The organism is Pauljensenia sp. UMB3104, from assembly GCF_030217285.1.
GTDB lineage: Bacteria > Actinomycetota > Actinomycetes > Actinomycetales > Actinomycetaceae > Pauljensenia.
Map to the genome: position 1 here is coordinate 1 of NZ_JASONN010000029.1, position 21,469 is coordinate 21,469.

A 21,469-nucleotide genomic window follows, 5' to 3' on the forward strand; every position below is an offset into this window, starting at 1 on the left:
GGAACGCATCAAATCCGGGGACGCCTGGGATAACGCCTCGCCAAGCAGGCCAGCAGGGTCGATAATATGAGGAGCGGGTTAAGGGTCAAAATGTGTGTCCGGAATCGCGGATTTTCACGGATTGACCTGTAGGTTTCCGGAAAGTATATGCTCCGGAAGCATATATCTAGCCCCCGACGGGAAATCCTCGGTGTGGCAGCCGTGATGTGCTATGCGCGGCGTGGTGTGGTGTCGCAATGTCGAAGAACCAACCACGCTGCCACTGCGGCGGTGAAATGAAACGCAACGGCACCACCAGCAAAGGCACCACCAGATGGCGCTGCAAACAATGCGGCGCCTCCAGCGTCAAACGTCGAAACGACATCACCAACGCGGCAGTGTTCACCCAGTTCATCGAGCATTGCACCACCGCAATATCACTCGACGACCTAGCCAAACGAAACGGTGTTAGCCGCGCCACCATGAAGCGGCGCTTCAAGTGGTGCTGGCTCGTTGATGTGCCTGACCCCACCGCCGGCCACCACAAGCGGATCTACGACCAGGTATTTCTCGATGGCACCTACACCGCCGGTGGCTGCCTGATCGTCGCGGCGACCATCGACCACGTGATCGCCTGGCACTGGTGCAAACACGAAACCACCCGCGACTACCAACTGCTGCTTGAACGCATCGAAGCCCCACTCATCGCCGTCATCGACGGCGGCCAAGGCGCATACAGCGCAATCAAAAAGTGCTGGCCGACTACGAAAATTCAACGCTGCCTCGTCCACGCCCAACGCGTGGTCCGCCGCTACACCACCACCAACCCACGCACCGATGCCGGGCGCACCATCTACCGACTTGCGCTGAAACTGACCCGGATCACCACACTGGATGAAGCCGCCGCGTGGGGTGTGCAACTGCACGAGTTTTCAACGATCTACCGGGAATGGATGAACGAGAAAACCATGATCAAAGACCCCAAAACAGGTGCATGGACCCGCGTGTAGACCCACCACAACGTGCGCAAGGCCTACAACAGCCTCAACCATCTTTGGCGGTCCGAGATGCTGTTTGTCTACCTCAACCCGCCAGCAGGAGTCCTTGCGCCCGAGCGGATCAAATCCACCACCAACAGCTTAGAAGGCGGCATCAACGCCCAGCTCAAACTGCTCGCCAGAACCCACCGCGGCAGATCAGGCGAACGACAACGCCGCATGCTGGATTGGTGGCTCTACTTAAAAACGGAACTGCCTGACGATCCAGTACGAATCGCCAGGCAGTCCGACTGGGGCCAGGGCCAACTCGCCAAAGTATCCACCCTGACCCAAACCGAGAACCAAGCCGACCACGAAACAGGACGCCCAGCCCTCTACGACAACGCTATCGACACCGACTACACCCACTCAATCGGCATTCAAAAAGGCCAAATCTAACCCCCGCGACACGCCGAGCCAGACACACATTTTGACCCTTAACCCGCAGATCCCGAAGGATCTGCGGTTTCATCGTGCGCGAGGGGGGAGTTGAACCCCCACTCCATCACTGGAACACGGACCTGAACCGTGCGCGTCTGCCTATTCCGCCACTCGCGCGTACCCAGAAAGAATAGGGGTATCACGCCCTCCACGTCAAATCAGCACCGTATGACCCAGGGCACAGACATGAGTGCACCGCCCACAAAACGCTGCAATCTCAGCGAAAACAGCGGCAACAACCTACAGCATCAACCGGCACGCAACGATGCCAGCGACACCCAACAGGCTCGCAGCGATGACAGCGACATCCACCCAGCCGAGCCGCACGCGCGCGCCACGGACCGCGCCGTCATGCGCCTCGATCGCCCCGCGCATGGACATGGCCCGCCCGGTTTCGGCGGCGCCGCGTGACGTGGCGGACAGGATCGCGGTGATGACGTCGACGCTCAGGCGCGCATAGCCGCGCAGCGACAGGGTGGCCACATCCTGGCCGAGACGCAGCTTGGCGGTATCGAGCACCGCCTGCGCTTGGTCACGCAGCATCGGCAGGCCTCGCAGGGCGGAGGCCATGACGAGCGACCACTGATCGACCGGCGCACCCAGGAGCCGCAGCGGCGTGAGGAAGAAGCGCAGCGCGGCGGCGAGCGCCGCGGTCGGCGTTACCCACGCGATGAGGCCCGACCCCCACAGGACGACGAGCGCCAGGGTAGAGACTCGCAGGAACAGCTCGAGTCCATCGCCCAGCCAGGCGCCGATGCAGCCGCCAATAAATCCGGAGATCATCCACAGGGGTGGGCGCGGCGCGACGCTGAGAGGCAGGCGGATAATCAGCGACGCGACGACGATGAGGCCACCGACGATCGCGAGCGTCGACCAGCGCGGCGAGAGGATCACGCACGTGGTGAGCACGGTCCAGCAGGCGATGAGGGTGCCGGGCCAGGCGCGCGACAGCGGCGTCGCCCAGGGCAGGGGTCGAGGCAGGGTGAAGCCCGTGCTTCGCCGCGGCTTCGCGCGCGGGATTCCTTCGCCGAGGCCGGGAGGGGTCCTCGAGAACCGGCCCTCGCTGGCGCCACCGCCGGGGCCGGTAGCCCCGCAGGCGGAGTGCGGTTCGATCATGAGAGCACCCCCTCGGCGAGGTGGCCGTGGGTGTCGCACAGGGAGTCCATGCCTTCGAGGTCGTGGGAGATGACGAGGATGGATAGGCCCGTCCGGCGCCGCTCGTCCAGGACGGAGATGAGCAGGTCGCGCGAGGCCGCGTCGAGGCCCGCCATGGGCTCGTCGAGGATGAGAACGCTCGGGTGCGAGGCGAGCAGGCCGGCGAGGGCGACGCGGCGCATCTGCCCTCCGGAGAGGTCGTCGATGCCGCGCGACGCGAGGGCGGGGTCGAGGCCGACGAGTTCCATGGCCTCGGCGACGATGCGGTCGCCCGCCTCGCGGGTGATCGCGCCCTTGCGGTGGGCGGAGCCGGTGCCGACGCGCGGACCGTAGCCTGCGGCGGCGAGGATGTCGGAGCGCACGGAGGGGCGCTGGAGCTGGAGGCGCGCGAATTGCATGGAAAGAGCGACATCGCCGACGCAGCGTTCCATGGGGCGCCCGCCGAGGGTGACGCGCCCCCAGGTGGGCACGAGCAGGCCGGTGAGGACGCGCGACAGCGTCGTCTTACCCGAGCCGTTATCCCCGGTGATGAGCATGGCCTGGCCGGGGTCGAGGATGAGGCTGACGTCGCGCAGGACCGGCTTCTCCCAGGGGGTGCCGAGGTCGTAGGTATGAGCAACACGGTCGGCCCACAGGTGGTCGGCGTTGATGAGGGCGGGCGCGCCCGCCGCGGAGGACACAGGCAGGCCCGACGCTGCGGGGGCGGGGGAAGCGGGAGGATCCCCGGCCTCGTCAATGAGAACCCGATCCGCGGCGGCGCTCCCCTCCCCCGCGCGACGGTCGGAGACGATGCGCCCGCTACGAATCGTGATGACACGGTCGGCGCGCGCGCTTTCGGCGGGGTCGTGGGTGATGTGGACGACGGCGATGCCGCGCTCGGGCAGGGAGGCGAGGAGGTCGAGCATCTCGGCGCGGCCCGCGCGGTCGATCATGGCGGTGGATTCGTCGGAGATGAGCAGGCGCGGGGAGCGCGCGAGCGCGCCCGCAAGCGCGAGGCGTTGGAGCTGGCCGCCGGAGAGGGAGCGCGGGTCGGCGTCGGCGAGGCCGGAGAGGCCAACACTGGCGAGCAGCTCGTCGAGGTCGAGGTCGGCGATCTGCGTGGCGCTCATGCCCCAGGTGACGTCTTCGGCGACACTCTGTCCGAGAACGAGGAGTTCGGAGCGCTGCCCCACGAGAGCGGTCCCGCCGACAGCCCCGAGGACACCGCCACCCTGGCGCGTCCCAGAGCCGGGTTCGGCGCCCGCGAGGAGGAGGGCGAGGGTGGATTTACCCGACCCGTTGTGTCCGACGACGACGGTGTATTCGGGCCGCTCGAAGCTGAGGGTGACACCGCTCAAGGCGGGGTGGTCGGCGCCCGGGTAGGTGAAGTCGACGTCGGTGAGGGTCAGGGGCAGGGGGGACGAGGCCGGGGCCTCGGCGCGCGAATCCGCGGAGCGGGCGGTCGCATCCAGGAGTGGGTCCCAGCCCGCGTCGAGGGAGATGCGGCTGAGGATCGCACCGAGGAGCCAGCGGGCGGCGAGGACCAGGAAGGCCACGCCGATGAAGCGGGTGATAGGGATCCAGATCCACCACCAGTCGACGAACCATTGGCCGAGCTGGTGGCCCGCGTCGACGAAGCCGCCGGAATGGGGGATGTGGCCGATGAGCTTAAGGAAACCGTCGAGGGTCTTTTGGATGCTTTCGAGGCCGAGGGTGCGCAGGTCGGACAGGATCCAGAAGGCGATGCCGGTGCCGATGCCCCACAGGACGCCGAGGCCGGCGGCGACGCCGGAGACGGGGAGCCAGGAGGCGCGTTTCTTGTGGAGGAAGCCGATGATGAGGCCGACGAGGGCAGCTTGGAAGGAGCGGCCGGCCGTGGCGACGCCGCCGACTGCGACGGCGAGGAGGATCGTCGAGGCGAAGTCTGCGACCGCGGCTCGGGGCCGGTGCGTGAGGGAGACCATCGCGAGGGGGACGGCCGTGGCAACCTGGAAGAGGAGCTGAAAGACGGGGGTCACGGCGGCGATGAGGCCGAAGGTGACGGCCAGGCCCGAGAGCGCGCCAGCGGTCGCCACCTCAACGGGGGTGAGGCGGGGGACATCGCGCGCGGATGAACTCATATGTCTAGTCTCCCAGGCCCCGCCCACATCTGCGACCGCCGGACCGGGGTAGCTCGTCTCAATGCAGCGCGAAACCCGACAGATGCCCAACACCTCCAAGATTTTAAAGTAATTAGTTGTTGACAAACATGTTCTACATCACTAGGTTTACTCACTAAGTCCATTCGACACAGGAGTCACAATGACAAGCCCAACACCGCAGCACGGCCTTGAAAACAACACGACAGACAGCACCCCGGATAACCCCCACTCCCCTTTTCAGCAGGTGACACCCCCTCAGGACAAGCCCTTTTACAAAAAGTGGTGGTTCATCGCCATTGCAGTCCTCGTCGGCCTTGTCCTCATCGGCAGCCTAACGAACCCCAAGGGCGCGAACAGCACCAAGGAGGCCGAACCCTCGACAACATCGACGACAACCGAATCGAGCACGGAAATCACGGTGCCCAACGTTGTCGGCATGCGAGGAGACGAGGCCCGCGCAACACTCGAGGCACTCGGTAAGGTCGACATCTCCTTCAAGGACGAGGCGGGCAAGAAGACGGTGCTCGACGTGACGAACTGGACCGTCACCTCTCAGATCCCCGAGGCCGGAACGACTCTCGGCAAGGACGCTAAGATCACACTGTTCGTCCACCACGACACGGACGACGCCAAGCCGACGGAGAATCCAACGACCGAAGCACCGTCGACAAGTGACCCCAAGAAGGACGACGTTCCGCGCGAACACCGCAAGGCACTGAAGACCGCAGAGAACTACTCGAAGCGCCTCCACCTGTCGAAGCAAGGCATCTATGACCAGCTGATCAGCGAGGCTGAAGGATTCTCCCCCGAGGCGGCCCAGTACGCGATCGACAACATCCAGGCCGACTGGAATGCTAACGCTCTCGCCAAGGCTAAGGAGTACGAGAAGACACTCAACATGTCCGACGAAGCAATTCGCGAGCAGCTCGTCAGCGAGTACGGCGAACAATTCACCCAGGAAGAGGCAGACTACGCAATCTCCCACCTGGACGACTGACGCAGGTTTTCCACAACAACGCGACTAAGACAAAGCGGGGCGGAGGTTGCACACGTGTGCAGCACCCGCCCCGCTTTGGGCCTCAACTGCTCCGACAGAGGGCTAACGACACAAGCCCCACCACCTACTCCCTATTGATCTCACCGAAGGGGATGTGGACACTCGGGGTGGAGAGTGATGCGCCTTCCACGTGGCGGCGCTGGTCATCGAAGAAGATGTGCGGGCGCAGCACCTCCAGGATGGGCCCCTTGTCGATGCCGCCGAGGAAGAAGGCATCGTTGACGCGCAGGCCCCACTGCCCAATCGAGTTGATCGCACGCTCATGCGCGGGGGCGCTCCGAGCCGTCACCACGGCGACGTGCACCCTGCGCCGATACCCCGACGGATCATCCAGACTTTTCGACTCCTCAATCCCCTGAATTCGGTTGATTTTCTCCAGAAAATCGGCCATCGGACCACGGGAGAGAGGCACCTCGGCCAGGGCACTCTCGCTCTCCTGATACCCGTCCAGGCCCTCACTCTGGAACACTCGCTCGGCCGAATCGTCGGCCAACACACCATCGAAGTCGAAGGCGATGCGCAGGTCGGTATCTCCGTCATCCGGCTGGGCGCGCCCAACGACGCGCCCCGCCGCGAAGCCCATGTCGATCGCCTCGCGCACGTCATCCTCGTTCGCGGAAAGGAAGAGGGACATGCGCAGCGGCTCCATGAAGCGATAAGGTGCACGCCCCTGCATGAAGATCGCGCGCGTGATGTCCAATCCGTGACGCGCAACGGAACGCATGACCCGCATCCCAGTCTCAGGGTCGTTACGCGAGAGGATCACAACCTCCACGAGGCGCTCACGATCCGACAGGTCGTTCAGGTCGAGGAGGCGGCGAATAAAGGGAAACGCGACGCCCGGCTCGAGCACGTCATCGAGATGCTCGCGCTGATACTCCCGATACCGCTCCTCGCCCTGCTCGCGGAACACCGCGTCAGACTCCCTCAGATCAAAGAGGGCACTCGAGGCCACCCCAATGACAAGGGCACGCTCCAGATCAAGCTCCGCAGCCATGATGCTCCTTCCGCACGCTTCTACCTATCGCCACCAGGATAAAAACGGGCATGCACATTTGCGTCCCGCTCCCCGCGAGGGGATTGACGAGGCCAGGACCGCACCTCACGCGCCAACAACACCCGTGAGAAACCAAGGAAATAACACCGTGTCATAATGCCACACTCACCCTTGTGAGGGGCACCTAATTTTGTGTAGCATTTCCCTCGTAATCCACAACACACGAGAGGACGCGATGAAGACCCATCTCGCCACCCTGACCACCATCCTGGCCACCGCCGCCCTGGCCCTCACCGCCTGCGCGGGCGGTACAGGCTCCACCACCGCCCAGCCGGAGCAAACCACCCAGGAGGCCACGACCTCGTCCACGCGCACGATCACCGACCACGCGGGCAACGAGGTCACCCTGCCCGAGAAGATCACCCGAGTCGCCATCGACCAGATCCCGATCGAATCCACCTACCTGGCCTACTTCGACGGCAAGGCCCCCTACCTGGTGGGCATGAGCGCCGCCCGCGTCAAGGCCATGAGCCAGACGATCGCCGCCGAGATGGCGCCCGAAATGATGCAGGTGGACACCAGCTACTACGACAAGGGCGAGCTCAACGCCGAGGCCCTGCTCAACCTGAACGTCGACGTCGTCTTCTACAACGCCTTCAACAAGGAACACGGCGAAATGTTCCGCAAGGCGGGCATCCCGGCCGTTGGTTTCACGACGATGGGGAACCCGTCGGAGACGTACACAGAGTGGATGGAGCTCCTCGAGGACGTCTTTAACGAGGACGGGCACATGGCCGACAAGATCGCGCTCGGCAAGGACCTGGTCGCCGGCGCCCGCGCGCGCACCGCGAAGGTTCCCGAGGATCAGCGCGTCTCGACGATGGTGCTCATGGGCGCGGCGGACGGTCAGCTCGCGGTCGCGGGCGGCAAGGACGGCTGGTTCACCAACGAATGGGCCGACTCTCTGAACTACACGAACGTTTCGCGCGACACCGACACCTCGCACACGCCCGTCACCTTCGAGCAGGTCCTCACGTGGGATCCCCAGGTCCTCCTCGTGACCGGCAAGGGCATGTCGAACATGACGGCGAACACCGTCCTGACGAACTCGGTCGAAGGCGTCGATCTGTCCACCCTCAGCTCCGTGAAGTCCGGCCGCGTCTACTCCACCGGCCTGGGCATGTGGAACTGGTTCACCCCCAACCCGGATGCTCCCATCGTCGCCAACTGGCTCGGCGCGTCCCTGTACCCGGAGCAGTTCTCTGACGTTGACCTCGTAGCCATGACGAAGGACTACTACCAGAAGATGTACAACTTCACGCTCACGGACGAGCAGGCCCAGCGCATCGTCAACCCGGACGCCGCATCCTGATACCTGTCCCCGGCCTCGTCTCCCTATCGACGAGGCCGGGGCACCTTATGCGCGAAACGCCCGGTAGGCGCCGGGGAGAGGACATCATGAAGTCTGTGTTGACCAGGAATGGGCGGCTGCGCGCGTGGGTGGTCCCCACGCTGGTCGTTCTCATCGTCGCGTGCGCGGCGGCGGCCATGCTGATTGGCCGCTTTTCCGTGTCCCTGGAGGACGTGGTCGCGGCGCTGCGCGCGAGGTTCTGGGGTGGCCCGGCGGTGCCCCCGCGCGTCAACTCGGTCGTGTTTGACCTGCGGGCGCCGCGCATCATCGTGGCAATCCTGATCGGCGGGGGTCTGTCCGTCGCGGGCGCCTCCTTCCAGTCGCTGTTCTCCAATCCCCTGGCCACGCCGGACACCCTGGGCGTCGCGGCGGGCACGTGCGTCGGCGCGGTCATCGCCCTGCTGCTGGACTGGAACCTGATCGGTGTGCAGGCCGCGGCGCTCGTCGCGGGCCTGGCGACGATGGCTTTCACGACGGCGATTTCGCGCACGCGCACGGGTTCTTTCAATGTCATCACGCTCGTGCTCGGCGGCGTCATTGTCTCCGCCCTGGCGAACGCGGTGCTCTCGCTCCTCAAGCTCACCGCCGACCCGACGAGCCAGCTCCCGGAGATCACCTACTGGCTGATGGGCTCGCTCGCTGCAGTCACCTACCACCAGATTGCGCTGGGCGCCCCCTTCATCATCGCGGGCGTCGTCGTCATCGTGGCGCTGCGCTGGCAGCTCAACATCCTCTCCCTCTCAGAGGACGAGGCCCGCTCAGCCGGCGTCAACGTCTCCCTCATGCGCGCGATCCTCATCGTCGCGTCGACGGTCATCACGGCCTCGGTCATTTCGATGTGCGGGCAGGTCGGCTGGGTCGGCCTGCTCGTGCCACACTGCGCGCGCATGCTGTGCGGACAGAACAACCGCGCGGTCATCCCGGTCTCGCTGCTGCTCGGGTCGGCCCTCATGATCATCATCGACACACTCGCGCGTTCCCTGTCGGCCTCGGAAATCCCCATTTCGATCCTGACGGCCATCATCGGCGCGCCCTTCTTTATCGTGCTGCTGCGCCGGACGGGAGGAGCGCGATGATCAGCGTCGAGAACGCAACCTTCACCTATCCGGGTGCCCCCTCCCCGATCCTGACGAACGTGTCCTTCGAGGTGCCCGAGCGCTCGCTCCTAGCGATTCTGGGTCCCAACGGCGCCGGCAAGACGACGCTGCTGCGCACCATGATCGGCCTGCAGAAGTGGGACAGCGGGCGCACACTCATCGACGGCACCCTCATTTCGTCGATGTCGACCCGAGCGCTGGGGCGCGTCCTGTCCTACGTGCCGCAGGCCCGCAACGCCTCCAACGTGGCGCTCACCGGCCTCGAGATGGTCATGGTCGGGCGCGCCCCCCACATGCGCACCCTCGCCCAGCCGGGAGCCCGCGAGGAGCGCATGGCCCGCGACGTCCTCGACGAGGTGGGCGCCTCCCACCTGGCCGAGATGCCCTGCGCGACCATGTCGGGCGGCCAATTCCAGATGGTCCTCATCGCCCGCGCCCTCGTCGCCGACCCGCGTGTCCTCGTGCTCGACGAGCCCGAGACCGGCCTGGATTTCCGCAACCAGCTCATCGTCCTCGGACTCCTCGAGCGCCTCGTGAGGGACCGAGGCCTCGCCGTCATCATGAACACGCACTACCCGGCGCACGCCCTGCGCGTCGCGGACCAGGTCGCGCTCTTCTCCTCCACGCACGAGGCCGTGGTCGGTCCCGCCTCCTCCGTCATGAACGCGGACACCCTCGCGCGCGTCTTTGGCGTGGACGTAGCGATCGGGAGCGTGGACTTCGAAGGCGAGGACGTGCAGGCCATCGTTCCGGTTCGTCTAAGTGGGGACAAGTAGCGCCATCACCCCAAAAACTTCTTCATCACGATTACGCAGGTCAGCCACATTTTGGCTGCGAGTGCGGTACCGTATTAGTGTGATTCCGCACGCCCAGTCCGGGGGGCAATATTGCCGGGCAGGGGCGACGGGACCATGTCGGCTCCGCAGACGGGGCCGAACGGTGCCCCAGCGTTGGGGCGAACACGAAGGAGGGCCCATGGCTACCGGGACCATCAAATGGTTCAACGACGCCAAAGGCTTCGGATTCATCACTCCTGATGACGAATCCGGCGACGTCTTCGTGCACTATTCAAACATCATCGGCCAGTCTGGGCGACGCACTCTTCTAGAGGGCGAGAAGGTCGAATATGAGGCGATTGAAGGACCAAAGGGCCTCCAAGCCATGAATGTGGCACGAGCCGAGTGACACTGTGTGCCCGGGTGGAGCTTCCACTCGGGCACACTTGCACGAAACAGCATGTTCCTCACTCATCTCACACATAATTTTTTCGTTGACACAACTGCTTTTTAACTGGTTTTTACGATGCTTGTGCCATGCCTTACAAGGGATTGCGAGGTATAGACCGATCGGTGAAATCGGCGTAGCATTGTGACTGCACCAAGGGGGGCGACCACGAGTCACCTCCCTTTTTCAATACCGTCGCTCACCCGGGCGACACGGGCCGAGAAGGCCCACACACGCTGGCGTGCGGGGCGCGCTTCGCGTTTCCGCGCGAAGACATTCTCAAGGAGAACCCCATGAACAACATCGTCAAGGCTGAAACCGCTCCCACCATGTCCCAGGCCACCGCCTCGGCCTCCGTGCTCGTGGCCCTCATCGTCGTCCTCGCGGCCCTCGGCGTGTTCGCCGCCCTGCAGGTTGCCTCGGTCGCGTCGGTCGTCTTCGCGGTCGTTATCGCCCTGACCGCCCTGATCGTCTCCCCCGCGATCCTCTCGATCGCACGCACTCGCGCCTGAGCTGATGCGGGGCGCGTGAGCATCGCGCGCCCCACCCCCGCCAGCGTGACACCGCAGAGGTGTCACGCTTTTTCGTTGTCTTCTTGGCTTCTTGGTTTCTTTGTTTTCCTCGTCCCTAAGGCACCGCCCCCTTGCCCTCGTCCTTGTAGCACCGCGCCGCCTCAGACAGCCTGCGGGGCGGGGGGAATTGCACTACATGAGGGTGCGACACGCCGGCGACACGCCGTCAGAGGGCCTCGTGTAGTGCAAAACCCCCACACCACCCGCCGACGGAAGAGACGAGGGGTGGGGACCCACCAGGATCCCCACCCCTGAGCCGTTCACGCCGCAGATGACGCGACGCAGCCGATTACTCGGGCTGAGCTGCAGCGGCGGCCTGCGCCGCGGCCGGAGCGGCGGCGGCGATAGCCTCCAGCTCCGCCTCGCCGTGAGCGCCGGACACGAACCACACCTCGTACACCGAGGGCGGCAGGGCCACACCCGAGGACAGGAAGGAATGGAAGAAGGGGGCGTAGCGCCACGCCTCCTGGGCGCGCGCCTGGTCGTAGTCGTACACGCCCGAGGCGGCCGCGGCCTCGCCGAACATGACGGAGAACAGGGATCCCGTGCGCTGGACGCGGTGCGCAACGCCGGCAGCGCTGAGTGCGTCCGACACGATCGTGCTGATCTCCTGGGCCGAGGCGTTGACGCGGTCGTACACGCCCTGATCAGCGAGTTCGAGGGTGCGCAGGCCGGCGACCGTGGCCAGTGGGTTACCTGAGAGAGTGCCCGCCTGGTAGACGGGGCCGAGGGGAGCCAGCAGGTCCATGACGTCCGCGCGCCCGGCCACGGCGGCGAGGGGCATGCCGCCGCCCACGACCTTGCCGAAGGTCACGAGGTCGGGCACCCAGTCGGCATGCTCGACGGAGGAGGCATCGACGAAGCCGGCGCCGTAGCGGCCCACGGGCGCGCCATCGACCCACCCGGCCACGGCCTCGAGGCCCCACCAGCCTGCGGGGTCGACGCGGAAGCCGGTGAGGACCTCGTCGAGGATCATGAGCGCGCCGTGCGCGGTGCACACACGGCGGATCTCTCGGTTCCACCCGGGGTGAGGCGGGACCGTGCCCATGTTGGCGGGGGCCCCCTCGAAGATAACGGCGGCAATCCTGTCACCCGCCTGCTCGAAGCACGCGCGCAGGGCGTCACCGTCGTTGTAGGGCAGGACGATCGTCTGGGCGGTGATGGCCTCGGGGACGCCGGCCGACCCGGGCAGGCCACCGGTGGCGACGCCCGACCCGGCGGCGGCGAGCAGGCCGTCGGAATGGCCGTGGTAATTGCCGGCGAATTTCACGATGAGGTCGCGCCCGGTGGCACCGCGCGCCAGGCGGATCGCCGTCATCGTCGCCTCGGTGCCCGTCGACACGAAGCGGACGCGCTGTGCGAAGGGCACGCGCTCGCGCACGGCGCTGGCCAGCAGCGTCTCAGTTTCGGTGGGTGCGCCGAAGGACAGGCCGCGCGAGGCCGCCTCCTGGACGGCTGCCACCACCTCGGGGTGCGCGTGGCCGAGCAGCGCCGGGCCCCACGAGCCAACCAGGTCCACGTAGGAGCGTCCCTCGACGTCGGTGACGCGCGCGCCGCTCGCGCTCGCGATGAAGCGCGGGGTTCCGCCGACGCCCCCGAAGGCGCGCACAGGCGAGTCGACGCCGCCGGGGATCACGGATTTTGCTTGGGAGAATGCGGTTTCGTTAGTAGTCACGGCTACCTTCATCGACAAAAAATGGATTGTTGGTATGGTACGCACGCTCAGCGCACTCAGCGGGCCCGGCGGGCGACCTCGAGGGCCCAGTAGGTGAGGACGGAGTCGGCACCCGCACGGAGGATGCCGGTGAGGGACTCGTCGATGACGCGCGTGCGGTCGATCCACCCGTTGGCGGCGGCGGCCTCGACCATCGCGTACTCGCCGGACACCTGATAGGCGGCGACCGGGATGTCGGAGGCGGCGGCCACGTCGGCCAGCACGTCCAGGTAGGGGCCGGCGGGCTTGACCATGAGCATGTCGGCACCCTCGGCCGCGTCGAGCAGCGCCTCGAAGAGGCCTTCGCGCCGGTTCGCGGGATCCTGCTGGTAGGTGCGTCGGTCGCCCTTGAGCGTGGAACCGACAGCCTCGCGGAAGGGCCCAAAGTAGGCGGACGCGTACTTCGCGGAGTAGGCGAGGATGGCGACGTCCGCGTGTCCGGCCTGGTCGAGGGCGGCGCGGATCGCGGCGACCTGGCCGTCCATCATGCCCGAGGGCGACACCATGTGTGCGCCCGCGCGCGCCTGGGAAATCGCCATCGCCTGGTAGAGCGGCAGGGTCGCGTCGTTGTCGACGCCGCCTTCGGAATCGAGGAGCCCACAGTGCCCGTGGTCGGTGAACTCGTCCAGGCAGGTGTCCGCGCACACGACGAGGGCGTCCCCGACCTCGGCGCGCACGGCGGCGAGGCCGCGGTTGAGGATCCCGTCCTCCGCCCACGCCTGGGAGCCGATCGCGTCCCGGCGGGCGGGCACGCCGAACAGGTCGATGGCACCCACGCCCGCTTCGGCGGCCTCGGCGGCGGCCCGGCGCAGCGAGTCGATCGTGTGCTGGTACTGGCCGGGCATTGCGGCGATTTCGCGGGGTTCGTCGATGTCGTCGCGCACGAAGACGGGCCAGATGAGCTTGGCGGGGTCAACGTGGGTTTCGCGCACGAGCGCACGCATCGCGGGGGTCGAGCGCAGGCGGCGCGGGCGGATCGTCGGGATCGGGGAGGAGTCCACCCCGGCCTCGGCGAGGTAGGAGGTGACGGATTCGGGGACGGTAGTCATGAGTCTCTTTCTTCAGGTGCGTCGGCGTGGGTGGGGCGGGCCAGGGCGTCGGTGAGGGCGCGGACGATGGCATCGGGTGTGGGGGACGAGGCCTGGGCCGCGACCGCGATCCCCTGACGCCTGGCGGTGGCGGCGGTGGGTGCGCCGATGGTCACGACCCGGGTTGAGGGGGGCGGCAGGCCGAGGAGCGGGGGGAGGGCGCGCGCCTGGGAGGAGGCGGTGAGCACCGCTGCGTCGTAGTGACCCGCGCGAAAATTCCCCGCGATATCGGCGTCACAATCGCCGATGTCGGCGGGTGCAGTGGTGTAGGCGTCGACGGCCTCGACGCTCCAGCCCAGCGCCCGCAGCCCGTCCGGCAGCGTATCGGGGGCGACCGCCGAGCGGGGGATGAGGATTGAGCTCGCATCAGCGGACGGGGACGGGAAGCATGCAAGCAGCGCGGCGGCAGACCCTTTGCCGGTCAGGTCGGCGTTCACGCCCGCGTGGTCGCTGACCCATCGGGCCGTGGCCTGGCCGACGGCGGCGATGCGCGTGCCGCGCGAGCGTGCCTGCGGCAGGGCGGAAACGACGGCCCGCGCGGCCCTCCAGGAGGAGAACACGACCCACGCGTACGCGCCGTCAGCGAGCCGGTCGCGCGCCTCGTCGAGCTGCGCAGACTCCAACGGCGTCGACACGGTCAAGGCGAGAGCATCCACCTGCGCCCCGGCGAGGCGCAGGGCGCGCGCGATGGCGTCCTCCTGCTTGGCGCGAGTCAGGAGGACCCGCTTCCCGTCCAGGGGTGCGCTCACAACGGGGTCGCTCACGTGGGCTTCGCTCACTGAGGGCTCGTTCACGAGGATTGCCTCGGCGCTTTCGTCGCTCCCAGGTCGGTGACCTCGGCGGCGCCGCGGGCGAGCAGCTGGCGCGCCACGTCCTCGCCGAGTCGGGCGGCGTCGCCGCGACCAACCGTGCCCGTGAGCGCTAACGCACCACTCGCCTCGACCCGCTCGCGCCCGTCGACGCTCATGACGCGCGCGTCGAGCAGGAGGGCCGAGGAGGCCTCGTCCACGCGGGCGAACGCGCCCACGGGCGCCGCGCATCCCGCGCCGAGAGTGGACAAAACGGCGCGCTCGGCACTGGCCGCGAGCGCGGTCGGCCGATGGTTGAGGGCGTCCAGGAGAGCGCGCAGGAGCGGGTCCTCCTCGTCGCGCGTTTCGATGGCGAGGGCGCCCTGCGAGGGGGCGGGCATCATGACGGCTGGGTCGAGCACGTCGGTGGCGTGGGCGTCGAGGCCGATGCGCCACAGCCCGGAGAGGGCGAGGACGACCGCGTCGAGACGCTCGCCCGTGCCGAGGGCGGAGGGCGCGGTGCCCGCGTCGGCACCCAGGTCGATGCCGCGCACGCGCGAGAGCCTCGTGGGGACGTTGCCGCGCAGGTCGCGGACAAGCAGGTCGGGGCGTGCGGCGAGCACCTGGGCGGCGCGCCTGGGCGAGCCCGTCCCCACGTGCGCACCCGCGGGCAGCGACGACAGCGTCGCCCCGTCGGCCGCACACAGGGCGTCGCGAGGGTCTTCGCGCTGCGGGACGGCCGCGATGCGCAGGCCCGACGTGGGGGCGGTGGGCAGGTCCTTGAAGGAGTGGACGGCCAGGTCGCACTCCCCCTGTAGGAGGGCGAGCCGCAGCTGGGCGGCAAATACGCCGACGCCGCCGAGCGCAGCCAGGGGTGCCGCGGACACGTCGCCGTGCGTGCGCACGACCTCCAGCTGAACGCGCACGTCCTCGCCGAGGCGAGCCCCGGCCTCCTCGATCGCCCGCGCGACGGTGGTGGATTGGGCGAGCGCCAGGCGCGATCCTCTGGTTCCCAGAACGAACGTCCGCGTGGTCATAGCAGTCCTTTCGCGCCCACTCGGGCGTGGGAGACGACGGAGGCGATGCCGGTTCCGGCGACCCAGGCGCCCGTGAGCGCCACGCCCCCCAGGGGACGCACCTGTTCCTCGAGAGCGGCGACTCGCCCGCGATACTCGGGGGGCAGGGGCGGGAGCGTGCCGTTCCAGCGGGCGAGCAGGTGGTCGGTGACGGCCTCGGGGGCGATGTCCACGCCGGTGAGCGTGCGGATGTCGCGCAGGGCGCCTTCGACGGTGACGGCGGGTTCGGCCTCGCCGAGGCGCCCGTAGGACAGGCGCAACAGGTGGGTGTGGGGCGCACACTGGTCGGCCAGCCAGGGCCACTTGACGTTGAGGTGCGACAGGGCCTTGGCCGCCACGGGCCGCTCGTCGGCGGGGGCGGGCGCGACCAGGAGGCCCTGGGAGACGGGCGCGTCGTCCAGCTCGGGGGCGCGCACGGCCAGGGTGAGGCGCGCGATGGGCGCTCCCTCGGGAACGCTCACATCGGGCACGAGGCCGGGGATGCGCGCCTGGGTCAGCAGGCGCAGTGCGGCGCTGGCGCTGCAGGCGAGGACGAGGCGCTCCGTCGTCACGCTCACGCCCGGCCCGCTCGGCACGGGTTCAGCTCCGGGGGTGGGCCCGGGCTTGGTCGGCCCACACTCGAGGGTCCATCCCGAGGCCTCGCGCGTCATCGCGAACGCGCCCGTGCGGGTCAGGACGGTACCGCCCGCCTCTTCGATGGCGGCCCGCAGCGCGTCGACGAGAACGAACATGCCGCCCTCAACGCAGGCTTCGGGGGTGCGGCGCGATCCGGCGGCGGCCAGACGCGCCGCGACCGCAGCGGTCAGGGACCCGTGACGGGCGGTCTCGGCGCGCAGTCCGGGAGCGACCGTATCGGTCGCCAACATGGTCGGGTCGGCGGTGTAGATGCCCGCGATGATCGGCCGCACCGAGCGCTCCAGCACGGCCTGCCCCATGCGCGCGGTCACGAAACCGGCCAGGGTCTCCCCGGCCTCGTCCATGCCGACGCCGCCGCCCATCGAGCGATCCTCAAGGGCGCGGCGCACCCCGGCCTCGCCGAGCACGCGGGCGCAGTCGGGCGCGTCCGGGCGAGCCGGGATTCCCAGGAACGAGTCGCGCAGGAAGGGGCGCAGCTCCCAGCCGCCGCGCAGGGCGGGGGCGTAGAGGCGGGCGCCCGAGCCGGCGGGCTCGACCGAGGTCAGCCCCAGGGCGTCCACGATCGACGAGGTGTCGGCGCCGCGCACGACATATGTTTCCGCGCCCAGGTCTACGTTCGCTCCGCCGACCGTGCCGCGGGCGATGAGGCCGCCCAGGTAGCCGCGCGCCTCGATCAGGAGGGGGCGCACGCCCGCGCGGGCCAGTTCCCACGCGCTCACGGCTCCGGCGATGCCTCCACCGACAACGACCGCGCCGGGGTGGGTGGGGATGGCGTCGAGCGCGCTCATCGGGCCTCCCCCAGCTCGTGCACCAGCTCGACGATGCGCGTCAGCACGTCGGGGTCGGTCGTGGGCGGCACGCCGTGCCCGAGGTTAAAGACGTGCCCGGGGGCAGCCCGTCCCGCGTTCAGAATATCTCGAACAGCCTGTTCGATAACGGGCCACGGGGCCTGCAACAGCGCGGGATCCAAGTTTCCCTGCACGGCCTTTCCGGGCACCTGCTCGATGGCCCACGACAGGTCCGTCTTCCAGTCCACGCCCACGCAGTCGGCACCGACCTCGGCCATATCGGACAGGATCGGCGCACTGCCTGTCCCGAAGTGGATGAGCGGAGCGCGCTCACCCGTCACCGGGCTGACGACGCCGGCGACGCGCTGCGCAACCATGCGCGAATACGGCGCGACGGACTCGCGATAGGTACGAGGCGAGAGGGACCCCACCCACGAGTCGAAGAGCTGCGCGGCGCTGGTGCCCGCCTCGACCTGAGAGGTGATGAAGTCGGCGCTCACGCGCGCGCACCAGCTCATGAGGGCGTCCCACGCGCCCGGGTCGGACGCCGCGAGCGCGCGCGCAGCCATGTGATCGCGCGAGGGACGCCCCTCGACCATGTACGCGGCCAGGGTGAAGGGGGCGCCGCCGAATCCAATGAGCGGTGTGGAGCCCAGCTCGCGGACCGCCGTCGCAACGCCATCGCGCACCGCCTGAGCCCCTTCGGCGCAGTCGCGCACGCGCCCGCTGGAATCCGTCCAGGACCCCTCCCCGTAACGATGACTCAGGAGTTCATCGATGCTCTCGCGCGTGCGATAGGGATGATCGAGGACCGGGCCGACACCCGACTCAATCTCGACACCCACACCGGCCAAGCGCAGGGGGACCATGATGTCCGAAAAGAAGATGCCCGCGTCCACGCCATGGCGTCGCACAGGCTGCACCGTCGCCTCGGCGGCCACGTCGGGGCGCAGGCAGGCCTCGAGCATGGGCAGGCCGACGTCCGCGCGCAGCTGGCGGTACTCCGGCAGGGAGCGCCCAGCCTGACGCATGAACCACACGGGGGTGTACCCGCGTCGCCCGGTCAGGGCGGCGATCAGCGGGGGCGTCGTCATGTGTCTCCCTTAATTTAATGATGTTTTCGTGCGTTAATTCGCGCGTTTCTGTCTATTTCCAGTCTAGTTCAAGACAATTTCTCACACGTCGCAAAAGCATGGAATAGCTTGGCTTTACGCCCATTTATCCGCGGGAGTGCGCCATTTATTTCACCGACATATCGAAATGACACGGCGTCACCAACATAAATAGCTTCGCCCCTCTGCCCGCGAGAAGACGGTGCCCTTAAATGGACGCGTTGTGACTATTCATGTGCTTTCCGCGGACCACCGCTACGCCCCCCTCGACGACATCGCCCGGCTCTCCGGAGCGACCGACCTCGGCCCTACCCTCATGCGCTCGCTGGCGCAGGTGCGCGGAGTCATGGTCCTGCGCACCTGCAATCGCGTCACCATCTACGTCGACGCTCCGGCCTCCGCCGACCCCCACGCGCTCAAGGACGCGGTAGAGCGCGAGCTCGCCACCGCCTCGGGCACCCCGCGCGCCGACGTACAGCTGCGGCACCTGTGGGGCCGCGCCGGCCTCGTCGATCTTTTCGCGACGGCATCCGGCCTGGAATCCATGGTCATCGGCGAGCGCGAGATCGCCGGGCAGATGCGCCGCGCCGCGCGCACCGCCTGGGAGGACGGGACCCTCAGCTGCGACCTGGGACGCGCCGCCGAGCGAGCCTCGGCCACCTCGCGCCGCGTCGCCACCGAGACCGGGCTGGCGGGGGCTGGCCGCTCGGTCGTCGCCGTCGGCCTCGACATGGCTGCCGATCACCTGGGACCGTGGGAGGACACGCGCGTGCTCATCGTCGGCACGGGCGCCTACGCCGGTGCGACCGTCAGCGCCCTGAACGCGCTCGGCGCATCGGACGTGTCCGTCTACTCGACATCCGGGCGCGCCCGCGAATTCGCTCAGGGACGAGGCATCGGCTGGGTCGACGCCTCCCACCTGCCCTCTGCGCTCGAGCGCGCCGACCTGGTCGTGACCTGCCGAGGGCTGGGAAGCCCCATCCTGACCCGCGACATGGCCGCAGCTTCCGGACGCACCGTGGTCCTGGACCTCGCGCTCATGCGCGACACCGAAAGCTCCGTCGCCTCACTGCCGAACGTGACCCTCATCGACCTGCCGACCATCCAGGCGTCGGTCCCGGCCGCCGATGCCGACGCACTCACACGCGCCCGCACCATCATCGACGAGGAGGTCACCTCCTTCGAGCGCGGCCTCGGCGCACGCTCCATGGACCCCGTCGTGCGACACCTGCGCTCACGCGTCTTCCGCATCGTCGAGGAGGAGATCGACCGCCTCAGCGACGCCCCCCTCTCGACCGACGACGCGGCCCGCGCACTGCGCCACCTGGCCGCGCGACTCATCCACAACCCGACCGTGCTCGCGCGCCGGGCGGGCGAGGAGAGCCAGCAGGAACGCTACCTGGAGGCCCTGAGCGTGGTCCTCGGCATCGACGAGACCGCCCTTATTACGGGGGACACGGCCCCTCACGCTTTCTCGCCAGGTGATCACAGCGATTCCCTCGTCGGCGCCTGCCCCCGCGATGTTCATACACTGGGAGCATGAGCACCCAGAAGAACGATCCACGCGCACTCGCCCTCGGCGTCTCCTGCTACGTGATCTGGGGTTTCTTCCCCCTGTACTTCTCACTGCTCTCCCCCGCCGGCGCCGTTGAGGTCATCGTCCACCGCGCGGTGTGGGGCTTGTTCTTCTGCGTGGTTGCGCTCGCTGTGACGGGGTCACTGGGGAAGGTGCGCGCACTCATCGCGGACCGCGGAGCCCTGTGGCGCCTCGCGGTCGCGGGCGCGCTCGTCGTCGTCAACTGGTCGGTGTACGTGTACGCAGTCCTCGCCGGCCACACGACCGACGCGGCAGTCGGCTACTTCATCAACCCCCTCGTCACGATCGCGCTGGGACTCATCGTGCTGCGCGAGCGAGTCACCCCGATCCAGACGCTCGCCCTCATCCTCGGCATCATCGCCGTCATCATCCTCGTCATCGGCCAGCACGCGGTCCCCATCGTCTCCCTCACGCTCGCGCTGACGTTCGGCCTGTATTCACTGGTGAAGAAGGACGTGGCCGCGCGCGTCGACCCGCTCGCGGGCATGGCGATCGAAACCGCGGCGGTCTCACCCTTCCTGCTCGGCTACTACGCCTATCTGGTGGCCACGTCCTCCACGTCCTTCCATGCCATCGCGTCTTCCGACGGCTCCGGGTTTTCGTGGCCCCTTCACCTGGCCCTCCTGGTGGGCGCGGGCGCATTGACGATGATCCCGCTCATCATGTTCGCCTCGGCAGCAAGGGGACTGACCCTGGGGACGATGGGTTTCCTGCAGTACCTGGGCCCGACCCTGCAGCTCCTCGTCGCCGTATTCATCTTCCATGAGACCGTGCCCACCTTCCGCTGGATCGCGATGGGCGTCGTGTGGGTGGCGCTGGCGTGCCTGAGCGCCGATTGGCTGGTCTCCTCCGTGCGCGCCAAGCGCCTGGCCCGGGCAGGTCACCAAGCCTGACTCCGACGGGCACGCCGGGCGGCGGGGGCCGCGGCCATGGCGGGCCCCGGTACAAAACTCTCCCGGCACGGGGCACATCTGGCATCATGCGCGACAAAGTTCGCCCGGCGCGGGGCCTTCACCGTTGTTTCCGCGAAAAAACTCGCCCAGCGCAGCCCCTACTACGGTGTTTTCGCGAAAAAACTCGCCCGACAGGCCATAAAACGCCATTTTTGGGGCATTTTTCGTGCGCTGGGAGAACTTTTTCGCGCTCACACCCACCACCAGACCAAGCAGGGAGAACTTTGTACCGCACGCGGGGCCGGTGTCGGTACAAAACTCTCCCGGCTCGCAGCCTCGGCGAGCCCAACCGGTACAAAACTCTCCCAGCACGCCCGAAATACCCATTTTCGACGCATTTTGCGCCAGCAGGGAGAATTTTGTATCGCTTTCACCACCAATAGGCCACACAGGGCGAATAAAGTCACGCACCAACACGCACCTCGCCCCACCAACGCGCCCCTCCCCCAATTTCGCATGCAATTCGATTGCATGAAACTTCAACAATGCTCAGAAACGCTGCAATTCCAACACCACAAATTCATAGTTTGAAAGAGTCGTGGGGGAATTGGGCTCTTCATAATTGGGGGTGTAGTTGGGGTCTGAATCCGCCGGTTTCGAGGAGGCAGCGGGTGATGTAGTGGGTGA

18 protein-coding genes, 1 tRNA gene and 1 pseudogene are annotated in these 21,469 nt (G+C 67.5%); 9 read left to right on the forward strand and 11 right to left on the reverse strand.

Going from position 1 to position 21,469, the window contains the following annotated elements:
* Positions 1-236: 236 nt before the first annotated feature.
* Positions 237-1,415, forward strand: a pseudogene (locus QP415_RS09845) (IS256-like element IS1249 family transposase).
* A 75-nt stretch (positions 1,416-1,490) separates the two neighbouring features.
* Here QP415_RS09845 and QP415_RS09850 read toward each other — a convergent pair.
* The 3 genes from QP415_RS09850 to QP415_RS09860 form a co-directional block, all read right to left on the reverse strand.
* A tRNA-Leu gene (locus QP415_RS09850) sits at positions 1,491-1,574 on the reverse strand.
* 123 nt (positions 1,575-1,697) lie between these two features.
* Positions 1,698-2,573 carry an energy-coupling factor transporter transmembrane component T gene (locus tag QP415_RS09855; RefSeq protein WP_285099886.1) on the reverse strand — a complete coding sequence of 292 codons (876 nt, stop codon included), beginning with the start codon at positions 2,571-2,573 and terminating at the stop codon, positions 1,698-1,700.
* Entirely contained in the window at positions 2,570-4,711 is a 2,142-nt protein-coding gene (locus QP415_RS09860) for an ABC transporter ATP-binding protein (protein ID WP_285099887.1), read from the reverse strand. Before QP415_RS09860 ends, QP415_RS09855 begins: the two co-directional genes overlap by 4 nt.
* Positions 4,712-4,892: 181 nt before the next feature.
* Here QP415_RS09860 and QP415_RS09865 point away from each other — a divergent pair, with 181 nt between their 5' ends.
* Positions 4,893-5,729: an Ltp family lipoprotein gene (locus QP415_RS09865; RefSeq protein ID WP_053087903.1), complete on the forward strand. Its 837-nt coding sequence runs from the start codon at positions 4,893-4,895 to the stop codon at positions 5,727-5,729.
* 124 nt (positions 5,730-5,853) lie between these two features.
* On the opposite strand, the gene QP415_RS09870 is transcribed toward QP415_RS09865, so the two are convergent.
* Positions 5,854-6,786 carry a 5'-nucleotidase gene (locus QP415_RS09870; RefSeq protein ID WP_285099888.1) on the reverse strand — a complete coding sequence of 311 codons (933 nt, stop codon included), beginning with the start codon at positions 6,784-6,786 and terminating at the stop codon, positions 5,854-5,856.
* A gap of 235 nt (positions 6,787-7,021) precedes the next feature.
* On the opposite strand from QP415_RS09870, the gene QP415_RS09875 reads away from it, so the two are divergent.
* The 5 genes from QP415_RS09875 (at position 7,022) to QP415_RS09895 (ending at position 11,030) form a co-directional block, all read left to right on the forward strand.
* The gene (locus QP415_RS09875) at positions 7,022-8,158 is read left to right on the forward strand and encodes an ABC transporter substrate-binding protein (protein WP_285099889.1); all 1,137 of its coding nucleotides are present in this window, start codon (positions 7,022-7,024) and stop codon (positions 8,156-8,158) included.
* Positions 8,159-8,244: 86 nt separating this feature from the next.
* On the forward strand, positions 8,245-9,273 hold the full coding sequence (locus tag QP415_RS09880; protein WP_285099890.1) for a FecCD family ABC transporter permease: 1,029 nt from the start codon (positions 8,245-8,247) through the stop codon (positions 9,271-9,273).
* The gene (locus QP415_RS09885) at positions 9,270-10,070 is read left to right on the forward strand and encodes an ABC transporter ATP-binding protein (protein ID WP_048677512.1); all 801 of its coding nucleotides are present in this window, start codon (positions 9,270-9,272) and stop codon (positions 10,068-10,070) included. The genes QP415_RS09880 and QP415_RS09885 overlap by 4 nt, the downstream gene beginning before the upstream one ends.
* Before the next feature lie 199 nt (positions 10,071-10,269).
* The gene (locus tag QP415_RS09890; protein ID WP_003791482.1) at positions 10,270-10,479 is read left to right on the forward strand and encodes a cold-shock protein; all 210 of its coding nucleotides are present in this window, start codon (positions 10,270-10,272) and stop codon (positions 10,477-10,479) included.
* A gap of 332 nt (positions 10,480-10,811) precedes the next feature.
* Positions 10,812-11,030, forward strand: coding sequence for a hypothetical protein (locus QP415_RS09895; RefSeq protein WP_016460706.1), 219 nt, complete (start codon positions 10,812-10,814; stop codon positions 11,028-11,030).
* Between the two features lie 349 nt (positions 11,031-11,379).
* Here QP415_RS09895 and hemL read toward each other — a convergent pair whose 3' ends face one another.
* Genes hemL through hemE form a run of 6 tightly spaced genes read right to left on the reverse strand, consistent with a single transcriptional unit; the run spans position 11,380 to position 18,274 of the window.
* Positions 11,380-12,777 (reverse strand): glutamate-1-semialdehyde 2,1-aminomutase, encoded by a 1,398-nt coding sequence (gene hemL, locus QP415_RS09900; RefSeq protein WP_285099900.1) that lies wholly within the window; start codon positions 12,775-12,777, stop codon positions 11,380-11,382.
* Between the two features lie 44 nt (positions 12,778-12,821).
* Positions 12,822-13,853, reverse strand: a complete 1,032-nt coding sequence (hemB, locus tag QP415_RS09905) for a porphobilinogen synthase (RefSeq protein ID WP_285099892.1) — start codon at positions 13,851-13,853, stop codon at positions 12,822-12,824.
* A complete protein-coding gene (locus tag QP415_RS09910) occupies positions 13,850-14,686 on the reverse strand; it encodes a uroporphyrinogen-III synthase (protein ID WP_285099893.1) in 837 nt (278 codons plus the stop codon). Before QP415_RS09910 ends, hemB begins: the two co-directional genes overlap by 4 nt.
* Entirely contained in the window at positions 14,683-15,717 is a 1,035-nt protein-coding gene (gene hemC / locus QP415_RS09915) for a hydroxymethylbilane synthase (protein ID WP_285099894.1), read from the reverse strand. Before hemC ends, QP415_RS09910 begins: the two co-directional genes overlap by 4 nt.
* Positions 15,714-17,180 carry a protoporphyrinogen/coproporphyrinogen oxidase gene (locus QP415_RS09920; protein WP_285099895.1) on the reverse strand — a complete coding sequence of 489 codons (1,467 nt, stop codon included), beginning with the start codon at positions 17,178-17,180 and terminating at the stop codon, positions 15,714-15,716. The genes hemC and QP415_RS09920 overlap by 4 nt, the downstream gene beginning before the upstream one ends.
* Positions 17,177-18,274 carry a uroporphyrinogen decarboxylase gene (gene hemE / locus QP415_RS09925; protein ID WP_285099896.1) on the reverse strand — a complete coding sequence of 366 codons (1,098 nt, stop codon included), beginning with the start codon at positions 18,272-18,274 and terminating at the stop codon, positions 17,177-17,179. Before hemE ends, QP415_RS09920 begins: the two co-directional genes overlap by 4 nt.
* A 241-nt stretch (positions 18,275-18,515) precedes the next feature.
* On the opposite strand from hemE, the gene QP415_RS09930 reads away from it, so the two are divergent.
* Positions 18,516-19,835: a glutamyl-tRNA reductase gene (locus QP415_RS09930; protein ID WP_285099898.1), complete on the forward strand. Its 1,320-nt coding sequence runs from the start codon at positions 18,516-18,518 to the stop codon at positions 19,833-19,835.
* Positions 19,832-20,782: an EamA family transporter RarD gene (rarD, locus tag QP415_RS09935; protein ID WP_016460698.1), complete on the forward strand. Its 951-nt coding sequence runs from the start codon at positions 19,832-19,834 to the stop codon at positions 20,780-20,782. The genes QP415_RS09930 and rarD overlap by 4 nt, the downstream gene beginning before the upstream one ends.
* 84 nt (positions 20,783-20,866) lie before the next feature.
* Here the strand turns inward: rarD and QP415_RS09940 are convergent, their stop codons facing one another.
* On the reverse strand, positions 20,867-21,253 hold the full coding sequence (locus QP415_RS09940; protein WP_285099899.1) for a hypothetical protein: 387 nt from the start codon (positions 21,251-21,253) through the stop codon (positions 20,867-20,869).
* Positions 21,254-21,469 lie beyond the last annotated feature (216 nt).

Bases quoted from the DNA above. Each gene is read 5' to 3' on its own strand.
- QP415_RS09880 (WP_285099890.1), top strand. From the start codon at position 8,245: ATGAAGTCTGTGTTGACCAGGAATGGGCGGCTGCGCGCGTGGGTGGTC.
- hemB (WP_285099892.1), bottom strand. From the start codon at position 13,853: ATGACTACCGTCCCCGAATCCGTCACCTCCTACCTCGCCGAGGCCGGG.
- hemC (WP_285099894.1), bottom strand. From the start codon at position 15,717: ATGACCACGCGGACGTTCGTTCTGGGAACCAGAGGATCGCGCCTGGCG.
- QP415_RS09870 (WP_285099888.1), bottom strand. From the start codon at position 6,786: ATGGCTGCGGAGCTTGATCTGGAGCGTGCCCTTGTCATTGGGGTGGCC.
- QP415_RS09860 (WP_285099887.1), bottom strand. From the start codon at position 4,711: ATGAGTTCATCCGCGCGCGATGTCCCCCGCCTCACCCCCGTTGAGGTG.
- QP415_RS09855 (WP_285099886.1), bottom strand. From the start codon at position 2,573: ATGATCGAACCGCACTCCGCCTGCGGGGCTACCGGCCCCGGCGGTGGC.
- QP415_RS09875 (WP_285099889.1), top strand. From the start codon at position 7,022: ATGAAGACCCATCTCGCCACCCTGACCACCATCCTGGCCACCGCCGCC.
- rarD (WP_016460698.1), top strand. From the start codon at position 19,832: ATGAGCACCCAGAAGAACGATCCACGCGCACTCGCCCTCGGCGTCTCC.
- QP415_RS09890 (WP_003791482.1), top strand. From the start codon at position 10,270: ATGGCTACCGGGACCATCAAATGGTTCAACGACGCCAAAGGCTTCGGA.
- QP415_RS09885 (WP_048677512.1), top strand. From the start codon at position 9,270: ATGATCAGCGTCGAGAACGCAACCTTCACCTATCCGGGTGCCCCCTCC.
- hemL (WP_285099900.1), bottom strand. From the start codon at position 12,777: ATGAAGGTAGCCGTGACTACTAACGAAACCGCATTCTCCCAAGCAAAA.
- hemE (WP_285099896.1), bottom strand. From the start codon at position 18,274: ATGACGACGCCCCCGCTGATCGCCGCCCTGACCGGGCGACGCGGGTAC.
- QP415_RS09895 (WP_016460706.1), top strand. From the start codon at position 10,812: ATGAACAACATCGTCAAGGCTGAAACCGCTCCCACCATGTCCCAGGCC.
- QP415_RS09865 (WP_053087903.1), top strand. From the start codon at position 4,893: ATGACAAGCCCAACACCGCAGCACGGCCTTGAAAACAACACGACAGAC.
- QP415_RS09920 (WP_285099895.1), bottom strand. From the start codon at position 17,180: ATGAGCGCGCTCGACGCCATCCCCACCCACCCCGGCGCGGTCGTTGTC.